This is a genomic window from Colwellia sp. MB02u-10 (assembly GCF_014077185.1).
GTDB lineage: Bacteria > Pseudomonadota > Gammaproteobacteria > Enterobacterales > Alteromonadaceae > Cognaticolwellia.
Genome location: NZ_JACGVK010000108.1, coordinates 91,018 through 115,740 on the forward strand (window position 1 = coordinate 91,018; position 24,723 = coordinate 115,740).

Here is a 24,723-nt window from a genome sequence, read left to right on the forward strand (position 1 = left end):
TCACATAGTCAGTAGTTAAGCTGGCCGCGGGCTGAGTTGGCTGGCAATTGATGTTATCAACTTAACCCGCTAAAGCTCTTCTTACGCTATAGCAGAGAGCAGCATTGCCGTAAAATGAATCAAAGCTTTATAATGGCAAATAAGCGTGAAAGCTTAAACTTAAGCTGACGACGCAAATACCGCTTGAAAAGGAATAGTTTATGATTTCAAAAAAAGTAAGAGAGTTGTTTGTCTCTTTAATGGAAGCAAGCGATGACTCACCCGTGGCTTATGATCAAGAAACTGAACAATACTGTGGCGTATTCAATAACCTAATTGTTGATAAGTATATTGCACTCGGCGCGTTTGAACTCGTTGAAGATGTAAATGGCCCCACCACCATTTTGCTCAATAACAGAGATGACTTTTTAAGCTCATTCGCTGCTGGCGTCAGAGAAGCGAAGAACGGCAGTGATCAAGCTTACGCCGACTACAACGCCAACCCATTTGCCTTTTCAGTCGGCTATGAGCATTTCCATCAAATCGCCAAGAAAAAACGTCCGCAAAGCGGTTATATCTGCCATGGTTTTGAACGTGATGATAGCGGGTTAGTCCATCTGCAATAATGATCAAAAGAAGAATCAAAAGAATAATCAAAAGAATTCAATCAAGTAAAAGTGTTACCTAAACTGGCTCCACACGGCGATGAAATTAATCGTCACTTGTCTTCAAGTAGCTCAGTTAAACAAGCCATTTGTTCTGTTAATACCGCCACTTGTTGCTCTAACACGGTTACTCGCTGAGCTAGTTTATCATCACTTGCCAAGGCAATATTTTCTGTTTGAGTGACACTCGATTCAGCTAAGTTCCCTTTAACTAAGTCCCTTTGAGCTAAGTCAGCTGCATCAAGGTCTGAGAGTAAATGTGCATAACGGGAATCGCGCTTTCCTGGCTCTCGCTCGAGTTTTTTGACTAGCGTTTGGTTGTTAAGGTTTTGTAATTGATTTAAGGCCACTTCAACTTCACTGACATCAGCAAAGTCAGCTAGACGGTTGGTACGTATTCTTAACTCTCCTGGTGTTTGTGGCCCTCTTAGGAATAACACGCAAATAATGGCTCTTTGCTGGGCTGAAAATTGTAAATTGCCAAATTCAGTATTACAAAAGCGATGAAAGTATTTATTTACTCGGCTTGAAGCTTTTTGATCTATCATTAACTGATTCATGTGTACCAGTTCATCAACAACGTTTTGCACCTCATTTTCTGCCAGTGACATCACAGGTTCACGGTTACTTTTTTGATTGCAGCCTAAGGTAATGCTGTTGATAGAAAGAGGACATTGCTCTGGTGTAGTCGTTTCTTTTTCTAGCATCACACCGATAATGCGGCATTGCACTGCGGATAATGAAATCATATTAAAAGCATCCTTATTAAAACATCTAGTTATATCAAGCAACTTTCACCTTTACTATGTAATTGTGCATAATTACTCATAAAAAAAACATAGTTAAACTATGGTTAAACTATGTTTTTTATCATTTATGCAGGCTGTATAACAGTCTCATTGAGTTGAAAGCGCTACTATTTTGACATTTATAGTCAAAACTGAGCTTATGTGATTATAATTAAAGAATAAATGACGCTAAGGTCTCGCTAACCCTATTTATTTTGTTAGACTAGTCGTATAAAAATAATACTAATGATAAAGCGGAATCTATAAATGGACTTGATGGCGAAGGAAAATACTCATGCGACACGCCAACTTCCTAAGTTAAAATCGCTACTTAAAAAGTATCGACAGCTTAAAAGCATGCAATCGGGTTTGTTACAACTGTCTGAATTATCCAGTTCAATAACCGATCTAGATGCCTTTTATCACGGTCTTGAATCTGTGATTAAAACCTTACTAGCTACTGACAGTTTCAATATAGCCTTATTAAACACTTCTAACGAATTACAATTAACTTACTGCCATAATCCTGTAGAAAAGCGTTTACATGAAGATCTTAATTTAGCTAAAGGACGAAAAAGTCTAACCGGCTTAGTTTTACAACGCCAAGCACCACTACATTGTTCTGCAAAAGAAAGAATGGCACTGGCCAAAGCGGATAAAATTGTCTTGTATGGCTCAGTATGGGCAGATTGGCTTGGTGTGCCATTAAAACGTGGCGAACAGGTTATCGGTGTTATTTCTCTACAAAGTTACGATAAAAAACGCTATTTTTCTGAAAAAAACTGCCAAATTTTAGAGTTTATTGCTGAACATTTAGTCACAGCTATAGATCGCGTTCGAAGTAGAGAGTTATTAGAGTCTAGTATTCAACAGCGTACCGTTAAATTAACGCAAACCAATCAAGAGTTACAGCGTGAAATTGTTGAAAGGCAATTGGCAGTTAAAACACATCAAGTACTGCTTAATATTTCTGAGCTAACAACAAAATCGCAAGCTATATCAGAATTTTATCAAGCATTGCATGACGAAATTAATAAGTTGTTACCCGCAAAAAATTTTTATATCGCCTTATTATCTGAAAATAAAAGCCAATTAGAATTTCCTTACTATTGTGATGAGAAATTTGCACAGCCCGTGACGAGAAAGCTCAGTGACGGCCTGTCTGAAATGGTCATAAGAAAGGGTAAACCTATTCTGTTAAGCGATAACATAATGTACACCTTAGCGGCAGAGGGTGAAGTAACACAAGATGATTTTAGCACGCCATATCCTGATTTCGCCTTAACACAGGCTTGGCTGGCCGCTCCTTTATCTAATCAGGGTGAGATCTTTGGGGTTATTGGTATCCAGCATTATCAAGACAAAAATGCTTATCACAGTAAAGATCTCGAGCTTATGCGTTTTGTTAGTCACCATATTGCAATTGAAATTTTACGACAAAACACGCAACAACAAACAATAAAAGACCATGAAGTGCTTGAAGAGATAGTCAATAAACGCACCCAAGAACTCCAAGCAACCAATCTCAATTTACGCATGCAAATTGAAGAACGTCGAAAAGCAGAGGCGCGTTTGTTTCATGACGCACATCATGATGCTTTAACACAACTGCCGAATAGATCGATGTTTTCAGAGCGTGTAACCTATGCTATTCGGCATTTAAAGCGCCATCCTAGCCATAGGTTTGCCGTTTTATTTATTGATTTAGATCGCTTTAAAATGATCAACGACACCCTAGGACATCACGCTGGCGATCAATTCTTAATCGAAATTGCGCGCCGTTTAGGTCATTGTGTGCGCGACAATGACATTTTAGCCCGGTTAGGTGGTGATGAGTTTGTGGTGTTATTAGACTCATTGCAAGTACCTGAAGATATTGAAGAAATTGCATCTCGTATCATTACATCAATTGCGCAACCCTTTGAACTTGAGGGCCATACCTTGTATTCAAATGCCAGTATGGGTATTGCTCAAAGTCGGGTTAGCTATAAAGATGCCAGCGAAATATTACGTGATGCTGATGCAGCAATGTATGAAGCAAAAAGTTTAGGCCGCAGTCGATACGTTTTCTTTGAAGACAGCATGCGGGAAAAAATTATTGCCAGCATGACGCTTGAGCAAGAATTAAGGCAAGCCATTAAAAGTAAACAGTTTGAGTTACATTATCAGCAAATTTCAGATTTAACCTCAACTAAAACTATAGGTTTTGAAGTGTTTTTACGTTGGCAGCATCCAACCAAGGGCTTATTAACCCCGAGTGATTTTCTTTTTATGGCAGAAGACACCGGTATGATTTTAGATATAGAAACCTGGGTGATTGAACAAGTTTGTATACAATTAAAGCGATGGCAACAGTCAAAAGAATATGAGCACACTTATATTGGTGTCAACCTTTCAGGCCGTCACTTAATTCAAGCGAACCAATTAGCAAAATTAATGGCTTTAATTAGTGCTAATACGGTTGAGCCTGAACGACTGATTCTCGAGTTTAATGAATCTGCTTTTGCTCGACATACCGAACTAGCACTTAAAGGCTTACAGAGATTGAAAGAGCTTGGCGTTAAGTTAGCTTTAGATGATTATGGTGCTCGTTTATCGTCGTTTAATTTTTTACATAACTACCCATTTGAATTTATTAAACTCGATCGCAGTTTTATCCATACTTTAAATCACAACGATAAAAACTTATCTTTAATTAAAGCCTTACATGAGCTGGGGACAAAATTTGGCTACCAACTTGTAGCTGAAGGCATCGAGACTGAAGCCATGTTCAAAAAGCTACAAACCGTAGGTTGTCAATTTGGCCAAGGCTATTATATTAGCCGGCCAGGAAAAATAGTGGACAATAATACTGAAAATGAAAGTGATACTAACAGTAATGCGGTAGCAATTATTCAGACCTAGTTTAACGCTCGAACAAGTTAGCGCTAACCCTTGTGAAAAAATCCTTCAATACGTAAAGCAATACCCGGGGTTGTGTTGTAATTGTCTTGCTCGGGAAACTCGACAAAAGGCTCTACTTCAAAAAACAACCAATCGCGCAAAGCATTAAAGCGGTACCGATAACTTAAGGTATACTTATCAATAACAAAGCCTCGTGCGCCGTTGCGTTCACCTTCAGCTTGTAAGCTCAGCACTGATGCCGTGGTGTGACTTATTTGATTTAGTTTATAAAAACCATGCTTCCAGCGAATGCCACTAAATGCTGCCGAGCCTCGAATACTATAATTTAGACGAAAAAGTGATTTGCTACTTAATTGATAATCGTATTCCAACAATAATTTAGCGCCAAAGCCATCATTAAGGTAGTAATACATTGACGGTTCGACTAAAAAACCTTGCTTGGTATTAATAGTTAATCGGCGTTTATGTTTTGCTCTAGCAAATATATCTCCACCTGAAATACCCAAACGATAGTTCATTAATCGGTCATTTTTTTTATCTTTGGTATAGTTTAGTGCTAAAGAAAATTTTTCTTCTTCAGTGCTCGAATTGCTGTTGACCGACTCTAGCGGTAGATTGTTTAGTTCATCATCTGTTTCGTCAGATAACACCACACTAACTCTGTCTTGAAAATGCGGCAATTTAACACGTAATCGAAAGCGCGGCTTGATTTCACTCCAGTCACGACTTTTTGGCAACCAAGCAAAACTAATTTTTGCGGTTGTTTTTGGACTTTGTTGTTCACTATCATTTGCAATAAAAAAACTATCAAACCATTTCGCAGATTGATAAACGGAGTCAGAAACCGTTTCATGCAATCCTTGCATCCAGTGTTCATCTTTTTGTTCAGCGGGCACTTTTACTTCTGCTGAAGCATAAGCTTGTGCTGAATTTGCAAATACAAAGTAAAATAACACTAGGCAAAAATACCAATAACACTGATTTTTACAATACATTCTTATCAAAATTTGTTTTACCTCATTATTTATCATATCAGTTGGTGATTTTTTTTCTATAAACTTTATAATGAAATCAAATAAATTATAGGAGTTTTTTATGGGCGGTATAAGTATTTGGCAATTATTAATTATTGCGGTCATTGTCGTATTGTTATTTGGCACAAAAAAAATACGTAATTTGGGCACTGATTTAGGATCAGCAGTGAAAGGCTTTAAAAGTGCAGTAACTGACGATACAGCAAAAAAAGAAGACGCTAGCCAAGAAGATTTAGCTAATAACGACAGTTTAGGTGATAAAACAGCCAAAAAAAGCACTGCGGCTGAAAAAGAGAAAGACCAAGTCTAATGTTTGATATAGGTTTTTGGGAACTGCTATTAATTGCTATTATTGGCTTGGTCGTACTAGGGCCTGAGCGATTACCCGTGGCAATTCGTTCTGTGCGTAGCTGGATAAATAGCATGCGTAATTTTAGTGAGGGCGTTAAAAATGAACTCACCGAAGAGCTACGTATCCATGAACTCCATGCTAATTTAAAGAAAGCTGAACAAGCTGGCATGAAAGACTTATCACCAGAAGTTGCAGCCTCAGTGAAGTCACTAGAAGAAGCGGCAGCAATGGTCAATAATCCTTATCAAACAGTTGAAAACACAACGGACTCGTCTGAAAAAGTTGAACCACTCGATGATAATAAAAATGAAAAGCAGGGTAAATGAGTTCAGCCGTTAAACAAAATCACACATTATTTGATCACTTATTAGAACTGAGAACACGATTATTGCATGCAGTGTTAGGTGTGTTGGTTGTTTTCTGTTCGTTGATTTACTTTGCCCAAGATATTTACCAATATGTCGCAAAGCCACTTTTGGCCGTTATGCCAGAGGGTACGCAAATGATCGCGACTGATGTAGCATCCCCCTTCTTTACGCCATTTAAACTTACCATTGTCTTATCTATATTTATTGCCATGCCATACATTTTATATCAATTGTGGTCATTTATTGCGCCGGGTTTGTATAAGCATGAAAAACGCTTAATGGCCCCCTTAATGCTGGGTAGTACATTATTGTTTTATGGCGGTATTGCCTTTGCTTACTATGTGGTGTTTCCAGTTGCTTTCGCCTTCTTTTCTTCGGTAGCACCCGATGGCGTTACCATTGCAACAGACATTAGCAGCTACTTGGATTTTGTTTTAAAACTATTTTTTGCTTTTGGTGCCGCATTTGAAATCCCTATTGTCATTATATTACTGTGTTGGACTGGGGTAACAACTCCAGCTAGCTTGCGCACTAAACGCCCTTATATTGTCGTTGGTGCATTTGTCGTTGGTATGTTGTTAACACCACCAGATATTATTTCTCAAACCATGCTGGCATTACCCATGTTACTACTATTTGAGTTAGGTGTTATTATCGCCTCTGTTTATTATCGAACAGAGGAAGAAACAGAATCAAAGGAAGAACAATAATGAAAAAGAATTCTATTATATCGCTTGCTATTTTGACCTTGTTATCATTAACAACAAAAGCAGAAACACTCAATGGCAGCTTAACCCAATGTCTAAAAATTCAAGACAATTTAGCGCGTTTGGTCTGTTTTGATGACTTAGCTAAGCAAGCTGTGCCACCCGTCAATGTGATCGCTAAAATGGAAAAAAATACGTCCGAGGCTAAAGCCGAAACTACCATGGCTCCTACGTCGACAAAAGTAGCAGACTTTGGTGCAGAACATTTAGCCACATATAAAGTAGCTGAAGAAGACCTACAGGTTGTGTTGACTATTGAGCAGTTAAGTAAAGATCACTACAATAAATGGCACTTCACCTTTACCAACGGTCAACAGTGGCAGCAAACTGATAATGACTTTCTTAAGGTTGAGGTCGGCGATAGTGTCTTACTTAAAAAAGGCTTTATGAGTGCGGTTTATTTGAAGAAAAACCTCCCAGATTCCAATAGAAAAATTCGTGTTAAACGTTTGAAATAAAAAGTTTATATTCACTTGATTGATATTGGTGTCAACTTAACAAATACACGGTTTGACAAAGATCTTTCTGCTGTTATTGCCCGCGCTAAAGCAAAAAACATTAATGCCTTACTGGTAACTGGCACTAATATTTTTGCAAGTAAGCAAGCGATTGAGCTTTGCCAGCACTATCCAGACTACTTATATAGTACTGCCGGTATTCATCCGCATGACGCAGACCATGCCGAGAAAAACTTCCAACAACAACTAGCTGATTTAGCTGAAAATAGCTGCGTTAAAGCGATTGGTGAGTGCGGACTAGACTTTAATCGTAATTTCTCAAGTGCCGTCAATCAGAAAAACGTTTTTACTCAGCAAGTAGCGTTAGCAGAGCAACTTCAATTACCCTTATTCTTACATCAACGTGATGCTTTCGAACCTTGGTTTGAAATTTTAAAACCTTATATTGCTCGTATTCCCGCGATGGTTTCCCATTGCTTTACCGGCAATCAAAAAGAGTTACAGCAGTGCATAGATGCTGACATGTATATTGGTATTACAGGATGGCTTTGCGATGAGCGTCGAGGTCAAGCGTTACGCGATATTGTGCCTTTTATTCCACTAGAACGACTGATGATCGAAACAGATGCGCCTTATTTAACGCCAAGAAACATTCGTCCAAAACCCAAAAGTAGCCGAAATGAACCCAGCTACTTACCTTATATTGTCACTGTGTTAGCCGAATTAATGGGTTATAGTGAACAGGAAATTATCAAACAAACGAGCCTTAATAGTGAAAGCGTTTTCAATTTAAGTACTCGCAATGCGTAATTTATACCTCACTATTATTGGTTTTTTTATTGCCTTGTTAATACTTGCTGTGGTGAATGCTCAAGGTATGCTTTTGCTTACTAAGCCAAGTTTGTTATTACCCTTACCTATACAGCACATATTTATCGGTAGCAGTTTGCTCCTGTCTTTAATCTGCTTTACTTGGGCTAGCGCCATGCATAGTTGCAGTATGGCAATTTTAGCGTTATTTTTTGCCCTAAAATCGCTCAGTATTTTGGTTGCTGGTGGCATGTCATTTTTTGGCCTATTCACTGACAGTATTTATCTCCTCAATACTGAAGGTTTACTACTCGCCAACTTGTCTAACATGCTGTTTTTCTGCTTTACGATTAAATTATTTCCCCTAAAAAAGTCTGGTGAAAATAATTATCAATTATTACTCGCCTTAACCATTATCATGGCGATTATGGTGCCCTTAAGTTATATATTTAACGATAGAGCTACTTGGTTATTAACCCAAATACCCATAAGTATTAGTTTGCTTGCGCTACTCTACGTTACTAGTACTATCACAGAAAACAGGGGGCGTTTACCAAAAATATATTCACTCATTCTGCTGGTGCAATTAAGCTTTAATGTTATTAATTATTTACTCTATTACTGGCACTTTTCTACTCAGATGATGAATGGTCTAGATATGCTGGCTTTTTGGTTTATGGCGATTATGATGAGCTATTTGATGGGGCGTAAATATTATTACCATATCCGAGATGAAAAATCAGCTCAACAACAAGTGTTAGCCAGAGCAAAAATTTCCTACACTACTCAGAAAAAGTTGTTAACTTTACATGATGAAAGCCAAGAGCAATTGGAAAATCGAGTGCAAGAAAGAACTTTAGAATTAAATATTGCCCTGCAAGAATTAGAATTAGTCAATCAAACGTTAAAAGAAAAAAATACCCTTGATGAATTATCAGGGCTTTATAATCGTCGTTATTATGATGAAAAAATAATGGCAGAATTTAGGCGTAGTCGCCGTAACTTAACACCCCTTAGCCTGATCTTGATTGATATCGATTATTTTAAAAAAGTGAACGATAGTTATGGCCATTTAACCGGTGATAAATGCATTGTTGAAGTGGCTAGTATGATTAACGTTTTATTGCGCCGCAGTACTGATGTTGCTTGTCGCTATGGTGGAGAGGAGTTTTGCTTGGTCCTGCCTGAAACAGATAAAAAAGGGGCTTTAGCTTTGGCAGAAGAAATTTGTCAAAGTGTGCGCAAGCAACATATTTTCAATCATGAAAACGTTATTCATTTAACCGTCAGTTGTGGTGTGACAACGTATCAGCAAGAGCAAGGTATGACACCTGAAATCATGTTTGATAGGGCGGATAAGGCTCTGTATAAAGCTAAGCAAGCGGGTCGAGATCAAGTACAAGTAATACCCATTGAAATAATGAATCTGTCAACTTAGTGCTTCAGTAGCGATTTGATAAAAAGCAAAATATGTTGGGTATAGTTATTTATCATACATTTTGAGCCTTCATTTAATAGCTACTGAGTTTCCTAGGAGCCAGCTTAAAAAGCTGATAAGCAAAATTGTGAATACATTAACTCAATGGGCATGGTTATACGTATAGAAAAGTAAAATTAAATTATTATAGGAAATAAGTATGAACAACGTCTTTGGCCAATATCCCGCCCGTCGTATGCGTCGCATGCGCTCTGATGACTTTTCACGACGTTTAATGTCAGAACATCAACTGAGTGTAAATGATCTGATTTACCCTGTTTTTGTCTTAGAAGGTGAAAACCAGTGTGAAGCTATTACCTCTATGCCGGGTGTCGAACGTAAGAGTATCGATCTGTTATTAGAAGAATGTCAGGAACTGGTCGATTTAGGCATACCTGCGATTGCTATTTTTCCAGTAACCCCGACTGATAAAAAATCACTGTTGGCTGAAGAAGCTTATAACGTTGATGGTTTGGCTCAACGCACCGTACGAGCAGTGAAGGAAAATTTTCCAAGCTTAGGTGTGATCACTGATGTTGCCTTAGACCCATTCACTACCCATGGTCAAGATGGCATTATCGATGATAACGGTTATGTGCTTAATGACGTGACTAAGGATATTTTAGTTAAACAAGCCTTGTCTCATGCACAAGCGGGTGCTGATGTTGTTGCTCCTTCAGATATGATGGATGGTCGTATTGGCGCCATTCGTCAAGAGTTAGAGCTGCACCATTTTGTTAATACGAAAATACTGGCTTATTCTGCCAAATTTGCCTCTAGCTACTATGGTCCGTTTCGTGATGCGGTAGGCTCTGCAGGTAATATCAAAGGGGGTAATAAATTTTCTTATCAAATGGATCCCGCCAATAGTAATGAGGCCTTGCATGAGGTCGCACAAGATATTCATGAAGGTGCCGATATGGTGATGGTTAAGCCAGGTATGCCATATTTAGATATTGTGCGCCGAGTAAAAGATAATTTTCAAGTGCCGACTTATGCTTATCAAGTCAGTGGTGAATATGCCATGCACATGGCCGCAATTCAAAATGGTTGGTTAGCAGAAAAACCTTGTGTAATGGAAGGTTTGTTGGCGTTTAAGCGAGCTGGAGCAGATGGCATTCTTACCTATTTTGCTAAGCGAGTAGCGCGTTGGTTAAAAGAAGAACAAAGCGCGTAAACAGCCGTTGAAATACTCAAAGCTGTGCTGAATTTACTGTCATTAATAGTCGTGCTATATAGCACGGCTTTTTTATGCTCAGGAGCAAGGGCCGATTTTTCTTCCAGACGCTAATTATTATAAGTGTTAACAGTACAAGTTTGATGATTTTTCAGTCTGGCGTGGCCAAGACACTTAATTCATTTTCACAGTCAATGTGCAAGCGATAACCTAGGCGGGCAATATGGTCATTTTCTTGCTTTAATTCATCATGAATTAGCGCGTGTTGCATGAGCCAAACTTTGGGTAAGGACAAGTGCAAAGCTTTCTCATTGAGCCTTATGCGGTAGTTTGGTAATTTATCGTCTTTGCGGCGACGGCACAATTTGACCGCTAAGCGAAGAATAATTAATAATTTTGTCGCACAATCAGCGTCTATCGCTGATTGTTGTTCAATAAGCGCTTGGTTGATATCACCTTTATAAAGTGTAACCAAACTAACCAGTAATTGCCGATCTGGCTGACTAAAGCCCGCGAGATCTGCATGAGTAAGAATATAGGCACTGTGCTGTTGATGGTATTTGTATTCAAGCAATAAGCCTATCTCATGCAAGTCCCCACTGGCCAATAATAACGCTAATGCATTGCCCTCAGGTAAATGCCATGTGCTTTTCAATTGGGTAAACAGCGTGCGAATTTGCCGCTTAACACTATCGGCATGTTGTTGATCAATATGAAAACGTTGGCTTAACGCCTGAATAGTGCGCTGGCGAATATTAGTCGTGTGACTATTGGGCAACATTTCGTATAGTAAGCCTTCACGTAAGGCTCCACTAGATAGTGTTAATTGTTGAATAGAAAATTGTTGAAATAAGGCAATAAGAATAGCTAAGCCACTGGCAATCACAGGGCTTCTTTCTGTTGATAAACCAGGTAAATTAATATCCTTGATATGCTCAAAGGTTTGTAATTTTTTTTGAACCTGATAAAGAAAGTCCAATGAAAGCACACTAGGCTTATGTTGATAAATCAACATTTCGGCTAATGCTTGCATAGTACCTGACCCTCCTAATACGCATTGCCAACCGATATCACAAAAACCAGCTTTTACCGTTGCAATAGTCTGTTCAGCGGCGGATATTGCATTAGCGAAGTTTTCAGCCGTAAGCGTACCATCGGGGAAAAACTGTTGATTATAAGTGACGCAACCCAAGTTAAGGCTATGGGCTTGTTTGACCCTAAAGCCTCGGCCAACAATAATTTCAGTACTAGCACCGCCAATATCTAAAACTAAGCGTTTATCTGCGCTATAACTGGTATGAGCTACGCCAAGGTATATATGCTTAGCTTCAGCAATGCCACTTAACAAGGTAATTTTATGCCCCAAAACCTTCTCAGCTTTGGCCATAAAATCAGCACGATTATGCGCTAACCTTAAGGTGGCGGTGGCAACAATTCGAATATTTTCTTTGGGGATATCTTGCAGGCGCTCGGCAAAAAAACTTAAACATTCTAAGCCTTTTGCCATGGCTTGCTCAGACAATATGTTTTCTGCACTCAGGCCATCAGCAAGGCGCACTTTACGCTTTACTTTGTCAACAACCTGCACACTATCGGCAAGTTGTCGAGTGAGTAACATATGGAAGCTATTAGAGCCTAAATCGACCACGGCATACAGAGGTGATAAAGTCTCCATTGAAGTGGTCGTCATTAATTAGCTGTTCCTTTGAGGCCTAGTACCTGAATTGCGGCTTCGATTTTGGCCACCATTGTGAGGTTTATGACGACGCGGGCGTGGTTTAGGTCTTGGTAAGTCGGTCAATAGCGCATCATGATTATATTTACTGACAGGTAATGAATGATCAATGTAGCTTTCAATGGCGGGTAAATTAAAAACATATTGCTCGCATGCTAAACTAATGGCATGGCCAGTAGCACCCGCTCGACCTGTACGGCCAATACGATGTACATAATCTTCACAGTCATCAGGTAAATCGAAATTAAATACATGAGTCACGGCTTCAATATGTAAACCACGTGCCGCTACATCGGTAGCGACTAAAACATCGAGTTGCCCCGCGGTAAATTGCTCTAAAATTTTCAGACGTTTCTTTTGAATAACGTCACCGGTAAGCATACCAACGCGAATATTATCCGCTTCAAGGTGGGCATATATTTTTTCACAAACATGTTTAGTATTGGCAAAAATAATCGCTTTATCTGGCCAATCTTCTTCAATCAATGTTTGTAGTAAAGACATTTTATCTTCGTTAGAAGGATAAAATAGCTCTTCAGAAATACGAACATTGGTTTTCTGGTCAGGTTCTACTTCAACACTGTCAGGATCGTTCATGTGTTCAAAAGCTAATTCTTTAACCCGAAAAGATAAGGTAGCAGAAAATAGCATACTTAAACGCTCATTCGCTGCCGGCATTTTTCCAAACATATAACGAATGTCTTTAATAAAGCCTAAATCGAACATACGATCAGCTTCATCAAGTACCACAACTTCAATATTACTAAGGTTATAAATACCTTGTTTTAAGTAATCAAGTAAGCGACCACAAGTGCCGATCAAAATATCTACACCTTGTTCAAGTTCTTGGCGTTGACTTTCGTAACCTTCACCACCATATACAATACCAAGGCGTAACCCAGTACTTTTTGCCATTTCAATGGCATCGCGATGAATTTGAATAGCAAGCTCACGTGTTGGCGCCATAATTAAGGCACGCGGTTGATTGTGGCTAACATCTTTTTTCTGTAATAAATGATGAAATGTTGCAGCTAAAAAGGCAATAGTTTTACCTTCACCAGTTTGCGCTTGACCGGCAATATCTTTGCCCGTCATGAGTATAGGAAGAGACTTTGCTTGAATTGCAGTACAATATTCAAAGCCCATTGATTCGAGGCCGTTTACCACGGTAGGCTCGAGCTTAAGTTCGGAGAACTTTATTTCTGTTAAGTGTGTTTTTTTCATACCGCTAGCTTAACAGGTTACGCTATTAATAAAAATTAGATTCACATAAAAGCCTTAATAAATTGATAGCATTAGTTGATTTTGAAATAAAACGTCGATAACTGTTATATATCAATGTTGGTAATTAATGGTGATGAAGGTATAATCTTAACCAATTGGCGATAGGCCACCTTTAATGGAGATATAAATGAGCGATAAAATTGTTCAGTTAACTGATGAAAGTTTCGACACTGATGTAATCAATGCATCTGGTTTAGTCCTAGTTGATTTTTGGGCTGAATGGTGTGGACCATGTAAAATGATCGCGCCGTTGTTAAATGACGTTGCTGAAGAATATGCTGGTAAATTAACTATCGGTAAATTAAACATTGATCAAAATTCTAACACTCCACCTAAATATGGCATTCGTGGTATTCCTACGCTGTTACTATTCAAAGATGGCGTTGTCGCTGACACTAAAGTTGGTGCGTTATCAAAAACTCAATTAAAAGAGTTTATTGATAAGAATTTATAAAAAAAGGCCCGAATAATCGGGCCTTTTTGTTTTTTAGCTAAAGATCAACTAAGTGATCCTTTACTGCTTTGCTTTTTAATGCTAAATTTAGATTTCGAACAAAAGAACATCTCAACACCATACTCAAACATCCTAAATCGCCAAACGGCGCAGCATAACAACCTAAATAGTCTAAGAACCCACCACTATGAATCTTAATGAACTTAAAGAAAAGTCGATCAGCGAACTAATTCAGCTCGCAGAATCAATGAAATTGGAGCATTTAGCTCGTAATCGCAAGCAAGACATTATTTTTGCCATTTTAAAAGCCCATGCTAAAAGTGGTGAAGATATTTTTGGTAGTGGTGTTTTAGAAATTCTACAAGATGGCTTTGGCTTTTTGCGATCAGCAGATTCTTCTTATTTAGCCGGTCCTGATGATATTTATGTATCACCAAGCCAAATACGCCGATTTAGCATGCGTACCGGCGATACTATTAACGGTAAAATTCGCCCACCAAAAGATGGCGAACGTTATTTTGCACTATTAAAAGTTAATGAAGTTAACTTTGATCGACCTGAAAATTCTCGTAATAAAATTCTTTTTGAAAACCTAACACCTATTCACCCAACCAACCGTATGACGATGGAACGCGGTAACGGTTCGACTGAAGATATTACCGCACGTGTGTTAGATTTAGCGTCACCGATTGGTAAAGGACAACGTGGTTTGATCGTTGCACCACCAAAAGCGGGTAAAACTTTATTACTACAAAATATTGCCCAAAGCATTGCCCATAATCATCCCGATGCTGAATTAATGGTATTACTTATTGATGAGCGCCCGGAAGAAGTAACAGAAATGCAGCGCTTAGTTAAAGGTGAAGTTATTGCTTCTACCTTTGATGAGCCAGCGAGTCGTCATGTTCAAGTAGCAGAAATGGTTATTGAAAAAGCAAAACGTTTAGTTGAACATAAAAAAGATGTGGTTATTTTACTAGATTCAATTACTCGACTAGCACGTGCGTACAATACGGTTATTCCATCATCAGGTAAAATATTAACCGGTGGTGTTGATGCTAATGCCCTACATCGTCCAAAACGCTTTTTCGGTGCAGCGCGTAATATTGAAGAAGGCGGTAGCTTAACCATCATAGCAACAGCCCTTGTTGATACTGGCTCTAAAATGGATGAAGTTATCTACGAAGAGTTTAAAGGCACAGGTAATATGGAACTACACTTATCACGCAAAATTGCGGAAAAACGTGTTTTCCCAGCCATTCATTTTAACCGCAGTGGCACACGTCGCGAAGAGCTATTAACTAAGCCTGATGAATTACAAAAAATGTGGATATTACGTAAAATCGTCCATGAAATGGGTGAAATTGACGCGATGGAATTCATGATTGATAAACTGGCGATGACAAAAACTAATAATGAGTTTTTTGATTCAATGAAGCGCCAGTAATACCAAGATAAATATTGTTTAAAAATGCCAGCAAATGCTGGCATTTTTATATCAGCAATAAAATCACCTGCTTATAGTAATTGAAAAATAATGGCTGCTGCTAAGTTGGCCTAAACATTTGATATCCGTTTTCCTTTCAATCACGCTTGCCTGCTATTGCTCAATAATATGCTCCTGCTTTGTTTTGTTTTTTTTGTTATTCTAACTCGAAGTATAAGGATTTATTCATGTCGAGAAGTGATGTTCTTAGATGGCTGTAAATTAGTCGAGTTGTATGGGAGTAATGACCGAAGTCCTAGGAACGGTAATGTCAGCATCAATCGAGCGGGTATAAAGCAGCTTTAGTATTGCAATGACGATCAGAGTCAAAAAATAATTTACATCATATTACTATCAATTAGGGATTTTATCTTTCAACCGTTATAATACCGACAAATTTTTGGTTCAATTCTAATAGAGTAGTTTAAAAGATTTCATTAATCCATTAGAGAAATTAGCAGAACTAAAATCTCTTAGTCAGACCATTTAAAAACAGTATTTAGTTAGTCTAATTGCTGTAACTCATACACTAATAATACTGTAGCAAAACAACAAGCAGGCAGTAATAAGGTACAAAATAAATGAAAGTGATTACATGTCAGGTAGCGTCGTTAACACCATTAACAGAGCATGTTTATAAGGCGCTTTTAAAGCCAAGTCAGCCTGTTGATTTTTCTGCCGGACAATATTTAAATTTTGTAATGAGTGACGATGATAAACGCCCTTTTTCAATTGCTAGTGCCCCAGGTGCACAATTAATTGAATTACAAATTGGTGCTTTTGGCTCAGACAGTTATCCAATGCAAGTTATTGAGCACATTAAAGCCAACACTGAAGTTACCATCGAAATGCCGTTGGGTAATGCGCAATTACGCGAAGAAAGTACACGCCCATTATTACTTATTGCCGGTGGGACAGGGTTTTCATACATAAAATCTATGTTTGAATATTTAGCATTACAGCATTCTGAACGTGAAGTTATCGTTTACTGGGGCTTACGTGACCCGAGTGCGTGTTATGAGCTAGAGCAAACAGCGGCCATCATTAATAAGTTACCCAATGGTAAATTTACCCCTGTAATTGAAGCGCCGAATGATGATTGGCAAGGTCGCACAGGCATGGTACATAAAGTAGTGATGGCAGAAGTTAACAACTTAGTTGATTATGACATTTACTTAGCTGGCCGTTTTGAAATGGTCGCTGCTGTGCGTGAAGACTTTGTTAAACAAGGCGCATTAATTGAACATATGTATGCTGATGCCTTTGCTTTTATTTAATAACAATTTTATTAAATTATTGACCACTTTTAGTGGTTAAAATAGCCTAGGGCTATTGTGGTGAGCACATGGACGTGAATACTTGGGTTTAGTCTGAAACAATAAACATCAGCCTTAATTTATTTTCTGCGCACAACTAACTCACAAACCTCATCGAACAGATATAGGTGTAAATGCCCAGGTTACATGTCTAACTGCTCATCAGGGTTGAGACAGGCCTCATTTACAGGTTTTTTTTAAAGATTATTGATGATCACTATATGCGTATACTCATAGATAATAGGCTTCTTTCGCATTAGCTAAGTAAGTATTTGCTAAAAATACAAAGTCGTCAATTGAGCCATTTAAATTGCTTGCGGCAATAAATAGGTGCGCGCCAAGTGCATGATGTAATATCTCACTATGATGCAAAAAAGCGGCTAATGGCCCTTTAATGATGCTACCATCTTTTAAAATGTAAGGTTCAAAATTTAAAATACCTTGCTCAAAAGTTAGTAATTGATGCTTAATACAATAGTGAATTAGGGGCTTTTGTTCGTGGATCATCCGGTTGGCTAAACGCAGAGAAATATTGTTTGCTAGGCTATCTATCGAACTTAGTTTTATGCCAACGTAATTTAATTCTTCACGGCTGATGCCGACCGTATTGGTCACGCAATGTATGTTGCGGATCCGTTGCCAATTAAGTTGCCAACGACCATGACGATGATGAAAAGTTAAGGTTTCAGCTGTCAGGATCAAACTGTGTGCTGGTTCAGCTAATTTTAGTAAACCGATAAATATCGTCACTAAGCAAACAAGGACCATAAACATTAAAGGAAAGCGTGCTTGCTGCCAATAATAGCTGCATAGCCAAGCCATCATAAGTAAAGCTATAAACCCAGTTATGGTGATAAATAAACCATGATGACGGGCGACGGCTTTAATTTTCATGACATTATTATTTTTTTTCATAAGTTTTTATGGTGGTAATTAATTAATCTTATTTAAAACTTGTGCATAATTTTTTCATTCGTATATACTCTGCGCGTTTTGGTTGCGAAGCAATAATTTTGTAGTAATTTAACTTAATAAACCAAGTAAAAGGTAAACTAATATGACAAAGACTAAAGTAAAAAAACATCAAAAAAATCAAGGTGGTTGTGAATTAGGCCGTGGGGTTATTAAAGATAATTTTCTAGCAGCTGTTGTTACGTCAAAATTGTATAAACAGCAAATAGTTACCGCTAAAAAAGGTAAGGGTGCTTATCAAAAAACACAAAAACATAAAGGACAAGAGTCCTATTTAATAGCGGTTTAAGCCCTTAGGTTGTAACCATTATTAAATAGGGCTTTTAAACTTTATACGTCTACCTACTGCTGATCAGTGCCTGTTAGCCGCGAGTCATTATGCGTGAATTTTTCTCAGGACTTGATTCGCCTTTTCAAGTTGACCTTGGTGTTCAAGGACTTGTGAAAAAGCCAATAAATCGACTTTATCATACTGCTTCTCTTCCAGGTTTACTAAGCTATTAAAGGCCTTTTCTGCTAACAACCATTGCTGTGAAACCTTGGCAAAGTGGGCAACCAATGACAACCAAAGGGCATTTTGTGGCGCACTGTGTAAGTGTTTCTGTGCCGCCGCCATTAGCTCATCAGCTTGGGTAATAGGTAATGTTCTGACCGCTTTTAGCAGGTTAATTGCTGCCCCTTTTTTTATTATTGGTAATAATAATTTGGCTAAAGGTGCATTAACTTGGTTTTCTGCTAAGACCTGACAATAAGCAAGCACGACTGTTTCTAACTGCTTCACTTTCTTTGGCAGTTGCTGATAATAAGCCATCAAAGCATTATTATCATATTGTTTAATTTGGCTATTAAAGGCGCCGTAAAACGCTTGCTGTTGCCATTGCGTGATAGTGTTTGGACTAATCGATTTTTGTTTTTCAGCGGTATTTAACTGCTTAATAACATAATCAAAACGCTGTTCAATTAAGCTTAACTCTATTTCTAACGATAACAGCCGTGCGTCATGCCCGATATGCTTATGGTATTGATCGATCACAGTACGTGCTTGTGGGTAATTCTGCTGACCGATCAGTAATTTAATTTTAATTAATACCGTTTCTAACCCTGGGTCTTTTAAGCTGCTAGTGGTTTGTTCTAGCAAGGATAAATAGTGGTCGGTGTTTGGTTTTAACTCTTGTTTTTGCGCAGCATCTGCGGCAACAAGGTAAGCGATTTGCTCAAAAGATGAGGCCTTAGCTGATGATTTAGCTAATAAGTGCTCTGCTTGTTTATAGTCACCTAACACATAGGCTGCAATGCCTTTGTTAAAATCTTTCAGCGCACGTCGACGACTAGCAAAAGCAATTTTATTCCAAGCGGCGAAGCTAAAATTTAGCCCGCCACGGAAAAATTTAAGGCTAAGCAGTAAGGTAATAAAAATCAGCGTTAACATGATAACGCCAGCAACCACAGTCGATTCTATCACCGTTCCACCAAAAGATATTTGCATATAGCCTGGGTCACTAATAAGTGTTGGAGCAACCGCGACTAATGCGATGATGAAAACGATCAGTATAATTATTTTTATCATTACGCGCCCTCTTGCTGATCAACAGCAACCGGCTCAGTGACGGTTTCTGTTGATACGTCAGCCGCACTAGGCTTTTCTTTCGACGGTATCACAAGCTGCTTTTTAGTAGATAATAACTGTCTAACGGCTGCCAGAGAATCTAATCTATTCGGGTATTCAGCGCTAATAACTTCGTTTTGTAACTTTAGAATAGTATTTGAAAAATTCTGGTTACCCATATCGCTCATATCAAAATAATCTTTGAGCCAATGATTAATTTCAATTAGCGATTGTTGATAAATTTCTTGATTCATTTTACTGGCCGCCCATATGGCAGTTTGTAACTTCAAGTTTAAATTTTCACGTAAGTTTTGTGTAAACTCGGGAGACATTAATGGCTTAGAATCTGCTGATTTTTTACTAATAGTAAGAAATTTAGCCGTGATACTGTGCCATGTTTTAGCAAGATTTTCCCGCCAATCACTCGCATTTTCGCTTAATTCATCATCGATTTCGTGATCATTATTCGCTGAAGTATGAGTCTTTATTAGCGGTAATTGCTGAGTTTGTTGAGCCAGTGTCATCAGCTTTAAAATAGCGTTATCTGTTGTTAATGTCGGTAGTAATGCTAGCTTGGCGATATCCTGCTGAATAATTTGACGCAAGGCGAAAAACTGGGGGTCATTTAATTGTTTAATACGTAAGTCGGCGTCATTAAGTAAACTAATAGCAGCACTGGTTTCTTTTTCTAACCACAAGCTTCTTGACGCTACTCGAATAAGGTATTCAGCTTCTTGTAACAACCAATCACTAGGTTGGTTGTTACCTAAACTTGCCACTTGCTGCTGTAATTGTGCCAGCGTTTCACTGTGACTTTTTGTCAGATTATCACCTTGTTCAAGGTTTTTACGCAGCGCGTTTAGCTCAGCAGTTCTTGCTTGTTTACTTTGTGAGAATTGCTGAGCAATACGCTGTTTGTTTTCTAACAGTTGTTGGGCAATTTGCTGCTGATTTTCGACTAATTGGCGTTTTACAAGCTCATTAAGTTGCAAGCTATATTGAGCTTTTTGTTGTTCACTCCAATAATAGTGACCCGCACTGGCAGCAATAGCCAATAATCCAATCATTAATGCTACCACTGCCGTTTTTGAAGTTTTCTGCGTACTTTGCTTAACATGGCTTGCTGTGCTTTTTTCTGCCAGCGTTACCGTACCGGCAGTTGTCGACTTGCTTGATGTGCTAGATGCGGTATTTTTCACAGGTGCTGTGCTCTTATCATGGTTTTTATTTGATGATGGCTGAGTCTCCCTGGTGCTTTTTGCAGCAGTGACCTTTGTTTTAGCTTCAGTTATATTTTCAGCTTTATCTGGAGATTTTTCTGGATTATCAGCCGTTGCCGGTTTATTCGAAGACGCAGATAAGTTGGCTTGATGTTCAACGTGCTTGTCAACCGCTGAAGTATTATTATCGGCTTTGGTTTGCTCGGGTGGTTTTTTATCGCTCATGAACTGATCCCATCTTACATGTTGGCGCTACGCACATTAAATATATTAGGCTAATATGCTGTTTATACTACTTGATATGACTTAATTTCTGCTCATAGGCTAGCGCATTAATAATAGCAGTGGTATTGGCACCATTGGCATTTATTATTCGGCTAATACCGCTTTCTTTGGCTTTGAGCGCAATTCTATTACTTGCCACAATCCACAAACATTGCTCTTGCCAGTAATTGTCTGAGTTATCAATTAAGTTTACTATGAATTCTAGCAAAGCGTTACTAGTGATTAAGATACAATTTATCTGCTGTTGATGCCATGTTTTGATGACTTCTGGCGAGCAACTTCGCCAAACACGCCGATAACTTTCAAAATAATGTACCGAGGCGCCACGCTGTCGCAAATCTTCTGCAATAAGTTCTCGGCCACCATCGCCACGGACAATGAGCACGTCTTTTCCTTGCACGTTTTGTAATGGCTGCAACACCAACAGTCCCTCGCTATCATGCTTTGCAGGAACTAAGGCGCTTATACCTAAGCTTTTTAATGCTTGCTCTGTGGCAGCCCCAACCGCAATAACCTCTTTTGTCGACCATGAGGATATTGGCATCAGTTTATTAGCAAACTCTACTGCTGCGACGCTAATAAATATGACCAGTGGCCGAATCAGTTGACTTTGTAATGCTTGTAATTGCTCAAGGCTGGCACCGTCTTGATAATCAAAGCACGGCTGACAATAGCTTTGATAACCCTGTTGTTGCAGGCAATCTTGTAGATCGCGCCCAGCTTTTTCAGGGCGCGTGATTAATATTTTAAGCTTATGCTTGGTCATACACCTGACGAAGAATTTTGCCAGCACCTTTAGCCAATAATTGCTCAGCTAGCTGATTACCTAATTGTGCGGCTTGGTTAATGTGGCCACGAATTTCACTGGTTAATATTTCACTGCCATCAACCGAACCAACTAAACCGCGTAAATATATCTCTTGATTATTAAGCACAGCATAGCTGCCAATAGGTACCTGACAACCGCCTTCAAGCGCGCGATTCATCGCACGTTCTGCCAATACGCGAAGACGAGTTTCTTCACAGCCTAGTGGCGCTAACAATGCTTTAATGCTGACATCGTCAATGCGACATTCAATACCCACTGCACCTTGGCCATTCGCCGGTAGCATTACCTCTGGCGCAATATATTCTCTAATACGTTCTGGCATTTCCAAACGAATCAGCCCAGCTGCAGCTAAAATAATGGCGTCATATTCACCATTGTCGAGCTTTTTAAGCCGAGTATTGACGTTACCACGTAGGTCGCGAATAGTTAAGTCGGGTCGTAGGGCTTTAATTTGACATTGACGACGTAAACTTGATGTACCGACAATCGCACCTTGAGGTAAGTCGGCCAAGCTATCAATAGTGTTAGAAACAAAAGCGTCACGCGGGTCTTCGCGCGGACAAATAATCTCTAGCCCTAAGCCTTCTGGAAACTCAACCGGTACATCTTTCATTGAATGCACGGCAATATCAGCACGATCTTCTAATATAGCCACTTCAAGTTCTTTAACAAATAAGCCTTTTCCGCCAACCTTGGCGAGTGGCGTATCAAGAATAATGTCACCTTTGGTGGTCATGGGCACTAATTCAACCTGGATACCCGGATGAAAATACTCAAGTTTTGCCTTAACATATTCTGCTTGCCATAACGCCAGCGCGCTTTTACGCGTTGCAATACGTACGGTTTGTTGGGTCATTTCAGTTACCTTATTCAATATTTATTGCTCAGCAATGACAATAGTTTCTTCTGCTTGTTTGCTGACCGCGTTAGACATAAACTGCCATAGTTCTCCGCCGCCACGCTTATCAAACCACTGATCATTTTCAAAGTGAAAATGGTGGCCATTAAATTTCGTTGCGACCCAAATTTCATGCAAGGGTGCCTGCTTGTTGATGATGATTTTACTGGCATTTTTAAAGGTGAGGGTTAACATGCCGCCAACACCTTCATAATCGATATCGCAACCACAATTTTCGATGGCTTCTTCTATCGCTAATAAGATGTTTTCTGCGGCTAAGTTGTACTGACTATCATTCATTAACTGTTCCTTTTTACCTGCGCCTTAAGATTGTTTAATCTTTGCTTGGTATTTGTTGGTCATGGCATTATAAAACGTCTATCATGGGAAAAAAATCGAATAAATCAATTATGCGTAAAGAAATTGCAATTACTTTCTTCTGTTTGCTTAGTTTAGCCACCATAACAGGCTGCGGCATTAAAGGCCCTTTATATCAAACTCCCGAGCAACAGCAAGAGAACTTACCAAAAACCAGCCCAGAAACTGATAAAAGCAGTGATAAAAGCAATTTAGAACCATAGGAATAACGGCATTGGACTTTTTTAATCGTAAACAACATTCATTATACGCTGAGCACTGTTCGGTTGCTGAGTTAGCAAAGCAATACGGAACACCACTTTATATCTATTCTCGAGCGACTATTGAGCGCCATTGGCATGCTTTTGACCAAGCGGCTGGAGAGCGCCCACATCTGGTTTGTTATGCCGTTAAAGCCAATAGTAATATTGCGGTTTTAAATGTCATGGCGCGGTTAGGGTCAGGCTTTGATATCGTCTCAAAAGGCGAGTTGATGCGGGTGATTGAAGCCGGTGGCGATGTAAAAAAGGTCGTATTTTCAGGTGTTGGTAAAACCTCAGAAGAAATAACTTACGCGCTAAATTTAGGTATTTACTGTTTTAATGTTGAATCCGCGGCAGAGTTAGACCGTATCCAAGCTGTCGCGCTAGGGTTAAACAAAATGGCGCCCATTTCATTACGGGTTAATCCTGATGTTGATGCTGGCACACACCCTTATATTTCAACGGGTTTAAAAGAGAATAAGTTTGGTATTAGTATTGAGCAAGCGCCTAACTTGTATCAATACGCCGCCACCTTGTCTCATATTAATATTCAAGGGGTTGATTGCCATATTGGTTCACAGCTGACCGAAATTGCCCCATTTTTAGACGCACTCGATCGGGTATTAAACTTAGTTGACACCTTAGCCGAACAAGGTATTACATTATCGCATATCGATGTCGGTGGTGGTTTAGGTGTTTGTTACGACGACGAGCAGCCGCCTCACCCTAAAGAATATGCCCAAGCGATTGCACAAAAGTTAACAGGTCGTGATCTCACCCTTATTTATGAACCGGGCCGAGCCATCATGGCCAATGCCGGTATTTTAGTGACTGAAGTAGAATATATCAAAGTCAGTGAAGAGCGTAATTTTGCTATTGTTGATGCGGCAATGAATGATCTGATCAGACCGGCATTATATCAGGCATGGCAGGCGATTATTCCGGTTGAGCAACGTGATGATGTAACCAGTGCGCAATACGATGTGGTTGGTCCAATATGTGAAACTGGTGATTTTCTGGGTAAGGATCGAGCGCTGGCTATAAGTACAGGCGACTTACTCGCCATACGCAGTGCCGGTGCCTATGGTTTTACCATGAGTTCAAATTACAATAGTCGGCCACGTGCTGCTGAAGTGATGGTGGACGGCAGCGCAAGTTATTTAGTCAGAAAACGCGAAACCTTAAGCCAATTGTGGCTAGGTGAAAGCTTATTACCTTTATAGTGTGAGATTGGATGTA

25 protein-coding genes are annotated in these 24,723 nt (G+C 39.1%); 15 read left to right on the plus strand and 10 right to left on the minus strand.

Annotated features, from left to right (window positions below; genetic code table 11):
• The first annotated feature begins 200 nt into the window (after window positions 1–200).
• Window positions 201–605, plus strand: coding sequence for a hypothetical protein (locus H4J59_RS06770; protein ID WP_182237923.1), 405 nt, complete (start codon window positions 201–203; stop codon window positions 603–605).
• A 92-nt stretch (window positions 606–697) separates the two neighbouring features.
• Here the strand turns inward: H4J59_RS06770 and H4J59_RS06775 are convergent, their stop codons facing one another.
• A complete protein-coding gene (locus H4J59_RS06775; RefSeq protein ID WP_182237925.1) occupies window positions 698–1,393 on the minus strand; it encodes a YceH family protein in 696 nt (231 codons plus the stop codon).
• 315 nt (window positions 1,394–1,708) lie between these two features.
• Between H4J59_RS06775 and H4J59_RS06780 the strand changes: the two genes are divergently transcribed.
• Entirely contained in the window at window positions 1,709–4,336 is a 2,628-nt protein-coding gene (locus H4J59_RS06780; protein WP_182237926.1) for an EAL domain-containing protein, read from the plus strand.
• A 23-nt stretch (window positions 4,337–4,359) separates the two neighbouring features.
• On the opposite strand, the gene H4J59_RS06785 is transcribed toward H4J59_RS06780, so the two are convergent.
• The gene (locus H4J59_RS06785) at window positions 4,360–5,292 is read right to left on the minus strand and encodes a hypothetical protein (RefSeq protein ID WP_182237928.1); all 933 of its coding nucleotides are present in this window, start codon (window positions 5,290–5,292) and stop codon (window positions 4,360–4,362) included.
• A 139-nt stretch (window positions 5,293–5,431) separates the two neighbouring features.
• Between H4J59_RS06785 and tatA the strand changes: the two genes are divergently transcribed.
• The 7 genes from tatA to hemB all read left to right on the plus strand — a co-directional run bounded on the left by tatA (window position 5,432) and on the right by hemB (window position 10,779).
• Entirely contained in the window at window positions 5,432–5,680 is a 249-nt protein-coding gene (tatA, locus tag H4J59_RS06790; protein ID WP_182237930.1) for a Sec-independent protein translocase subunit TatA, read from the plus strand.
• Window positions 5,680–6,048 (plus strand): Sec-independent protein translocase protein TatB, encoded by a 369-nt coding sequence (gene tatB / locus H4J59_RS06795; protein WP_182237932.1) that lies wholly within the window; start codon window positions 5,680–5,682, stop codon window positions 6,046–6,048. Before tatA ends, tatB begins: the two co-directional genes overlap by 1 nt.
• The gene (tatC, locus tag H4J59_RS06800) at window positions 6,045–6,800 is read left to right on the plus strand and encodes a twin-arginine translocase subunit TatC (RefSeq protein WP_182237934.1); all 756 of its coding nucleotides are present in this window, start codon (window positions 6,045–6,047) and stop codon (window positions 6,798–6,800) included. The genes tatB and tatC overlap by 4 nt, the downstream gene beginning before the upstream one ends.
• A complete protein-coding gene (locus H4J59_RS06805) occupies window positions 6,800–7,315 on the plus strand; it encodes a hypothetical protein (protein ID WP_182237936.1) in 516 nt (171 codons plus the stop codon). The genes tatC and H4J59_RS06805 overlap by 1 nt, the downstream gene beginning before the upstream one ends.
• 15 nt (window positions 7,316–7,330) lie before the next feature.
• Window positions 7,331–8,125 (plus strand): TatD family hydrolase, encoded by a 795-nt coding sequence (locus H4J59_RS06810; RefSeq protein ID WP_182237938.1) that lies wholly within the window; start codon window positions 7,331–7,333, stop codon window positions 8,123–8,125.
• Entirely contained in the window at window positions 8,118–9,563 is a 1,446-nt protein-coding gene (locus H4J59_RS19360) for a diguanylate cyclase (protein ID WP_259369418.1), read from the plus strand. The genes H4J59_RS06810 and H4J59_RS19360 overlap by 8 nt, the downstream gene beginning before the upstream one ends.
• A 199-nt stretch (window positions 9,564–9,762) precedes the next feature.
• The gene (hemB, locus tag H4J59_RS06820; protein WP_182237940.1) at window positions 9,763–10,779 is read left to right on the plus strand and encodes a porphobilinogen synthase; all 1,017 of its coding nucleotides are present in this window, start codon (window positions 9,763–9,765) and stop codon (window positions 10,777–10,779) included.
• Between the two features lie 151 nt (window positions 10,780–10,930).
• Here the strand turns inward: hemB and H4J59_RS06825 are convergent, their stop codons facing one another.
• Together H4J59_RS06825 and rhlB are read right to left on the minus strand one after the other, a co-directional pair.
• Window positions 10,931–12,469: a guanosine-5'-triphosphate,3'-diphosphate pyrophosphatase gene (locus H4J59_RS06825; protein ID WP_259369419.1), complete on the minus strand. Its 1,539-nt coding sequence runs from the start codon at window positions 12,467–12,469 to the stop codon at window positions 10,931–10,933.
• Between the two features lie 3 nt (window positions 12,470–12,472).
• A complete protein-coding gene (gene rhlB / locus H4J59_RS06830) occupies window positions 12,473–13,738 on the minus strand; it encodes an ATP-dependent RNA helicase RhlB (RefSeq protein ID WP_182237942.1) in 1,266 nt (421 codons plus the stop codon).
• 187 nt (window positions 13,739–13,925) lie between these two features.
• Here rhlB and trxA point away from each other — a divergent pair, with 187 nt between their 5' ends.
• The 3 genes from trxA (at window position 13,926) to fre (ending at window position 17,015) form a co-directional block, all read left to right on the plus strand.
• On the plus strand, window positions 13,926–14,252 hold the full coding sequence (trxA, locus tag H4J59_RS06835) for a thioredoxin TrxA (RefSeq protein WP_182186423.1): 327 nt from the start codon (window positions 13,926–13,928) through the stop codon (window positions 14,250–14,252).
• 187 nt (window positions 14,253–14,439) lie between these two features.
• Window positions 14,440–15,699: a transcription termination factor Rho gene (rho, locus tag H4J59_RS06840; protein WP_182137176.1), complete on the plus strand. Its 1,260-nt coding sequence runs from the start codon at window positions 14,440–14,442 to the stop codon at window positions 15,697–15,699.
• Between the two features lie 620 nt (window positions 15,700–16,319).
• Window positions 16,320–17,015 (plus strand): NAD(P)H-flavin reductase, encoded by a 696-nt coding sequence (fre, locus tag H4J59_RS06845; protein ID WP_182196514.1) that lies wholly within the window; start codon window positions 16,320–16,322, stop codon window positions 17,013–17,015.
• A 270-nt stretch (window positions 17,016–17,285) separates the two neighbouring features.
• Here fre and H4J59_RS06850 read toward each other — a convergent pair whose 3' ends face one another.
• Window positions 17,286–17,969 (minus strand): DUF2982 domain-containing protein, encoded by a 684-nt coding sequence (locus H4J59_RS06850; RefSeq protein ID WP_182237944.1) that lies wholly within the window; start codon window positions 17,967–17,969, stop codon window positions 17,286–17,288.
• Window positions 17,970–18,111: 142 nt separating this feature from the next.
• Here H4J59_RS06850 and arfA point away from each other — a divergent pair, with 142 nt between their 5' ends.
• Window positions 18,112–18,315, plus strand: coding sequence for an alternative ribosome rescue factor ArfA (arfA, locus tag H4J59_RS06855; protein WP_182237947.1), 204 nt, complete (start codon window positions 18,112–18,114; stop codon window positions 18,313–18,315).
• A gap of 87 nt (window positions 18,316–18,402) precedes the next feature.
• Here the strand turns inward: arfA and H4J59_RS06860 are convergent, their stop codons facing one another.
• The 5 genes from H4J59_RS06860 to cyaY form a co-directional block, all read right to left on the minus strand.
• Window positions 18,403–19,593 carry a heme biosynthesis HemY N-terminal domain-containing protein gene (locus H4J59_RS06860; protein ID WP_182237949.1) on the minus strand — a complete coding sequence of 397 codons (1,191 nt, stop codon included), beginning with the start codon at window positions 19,591–19,593 and terminating at the stop codon, window positions 18,403–18,405.
• Window positions 19,593–21,077 carry a uroporphyrinogen-III C-methyltransferase gene (locus H4J59_RS06865; RefSeq protein ID WP_182237950.1) on the minus strand — a complete coding sequence of 495 codons (1,485 nt, stop codon included), beginning with the start codon at window positions 21,075–21,077 and terminating at the stop codon, window positions 19,593–19,595. Before H4J59_RS06865 ends, H4J59_RS06860 begins: the two co-directional genes overlap by 1 nt.
• A gap of 67 nt (window positions 21,078–21,144) precedes the next feature.
• Window positions 21,145–21,903: a uroporphyrinogen-III synthase gene (locus H4J59_RS06870; RefSeq protein WP_182237952.1), complete on the minus strand. Its 759-nt coding sequence runs from the start codon at window positions 21,901–21,903 to the stop codon at window positions 21,145–21,147.
• Entirely contained in the window at window positions 21,890–22,822 is a 933-nt protein-coding gene (hemC, locus tag H4J59_RS06875; RefSeq protein WP_182237954.1) for a hydroxymethylbilane synthase, read from the minus strand. The genes H4J59_RS06870 and hemC overlap by 14 nt, the downstream gene beginning before the upstream one ends.
• 21 nt (window positions 22,823–22,843) lie before the next feature.
• Window positions 22,844–23,164, minus strand: a complete 321-nt coding sequence (cyaY, locus tag H4J59_RS06880; protein WP_182237956.1) for an iron donor protein CyaY — start codon at window positions 23,162–23,164, stop codon at window positions 22,844–22,846.
• A gap of 83 nt (window positions 23,165–23,247) precedes the next feature.
• Here cyaY and H4J59_RS06885 point away from each other — a divergent pair, with 83 nt between their 5' ends.
• The gene (locus H4J59_RS06885; RefSeq protein WP_182237957.1) at window positions 23,248–23,445 is read left to right on the plus strand and encodes an LPS translocon maturation chaperone LptM; all 198 of its coding nucleotides are present in this window, start codon (window positions 23,248–23,250) and stop codon (window positions 23,443–23,445) included.
• An 11-nt stretch (window positions 23,446–23,456) separates the two neighbouring features.
• Window positions 23,457–24,707: a diaminopimelate decarboxylase gene (lysA, locus tag H4J59_RS06890; protein ID WP_182237959.1), complete on the plus strand. Its 1,251-nt coding sequence runs from the start codon at window positions 23,457–23,459 to the stop codon at window positions 24,705–24,707.
• Window positions 24,708–24,723: the final 16 nt, after the last annotated feature.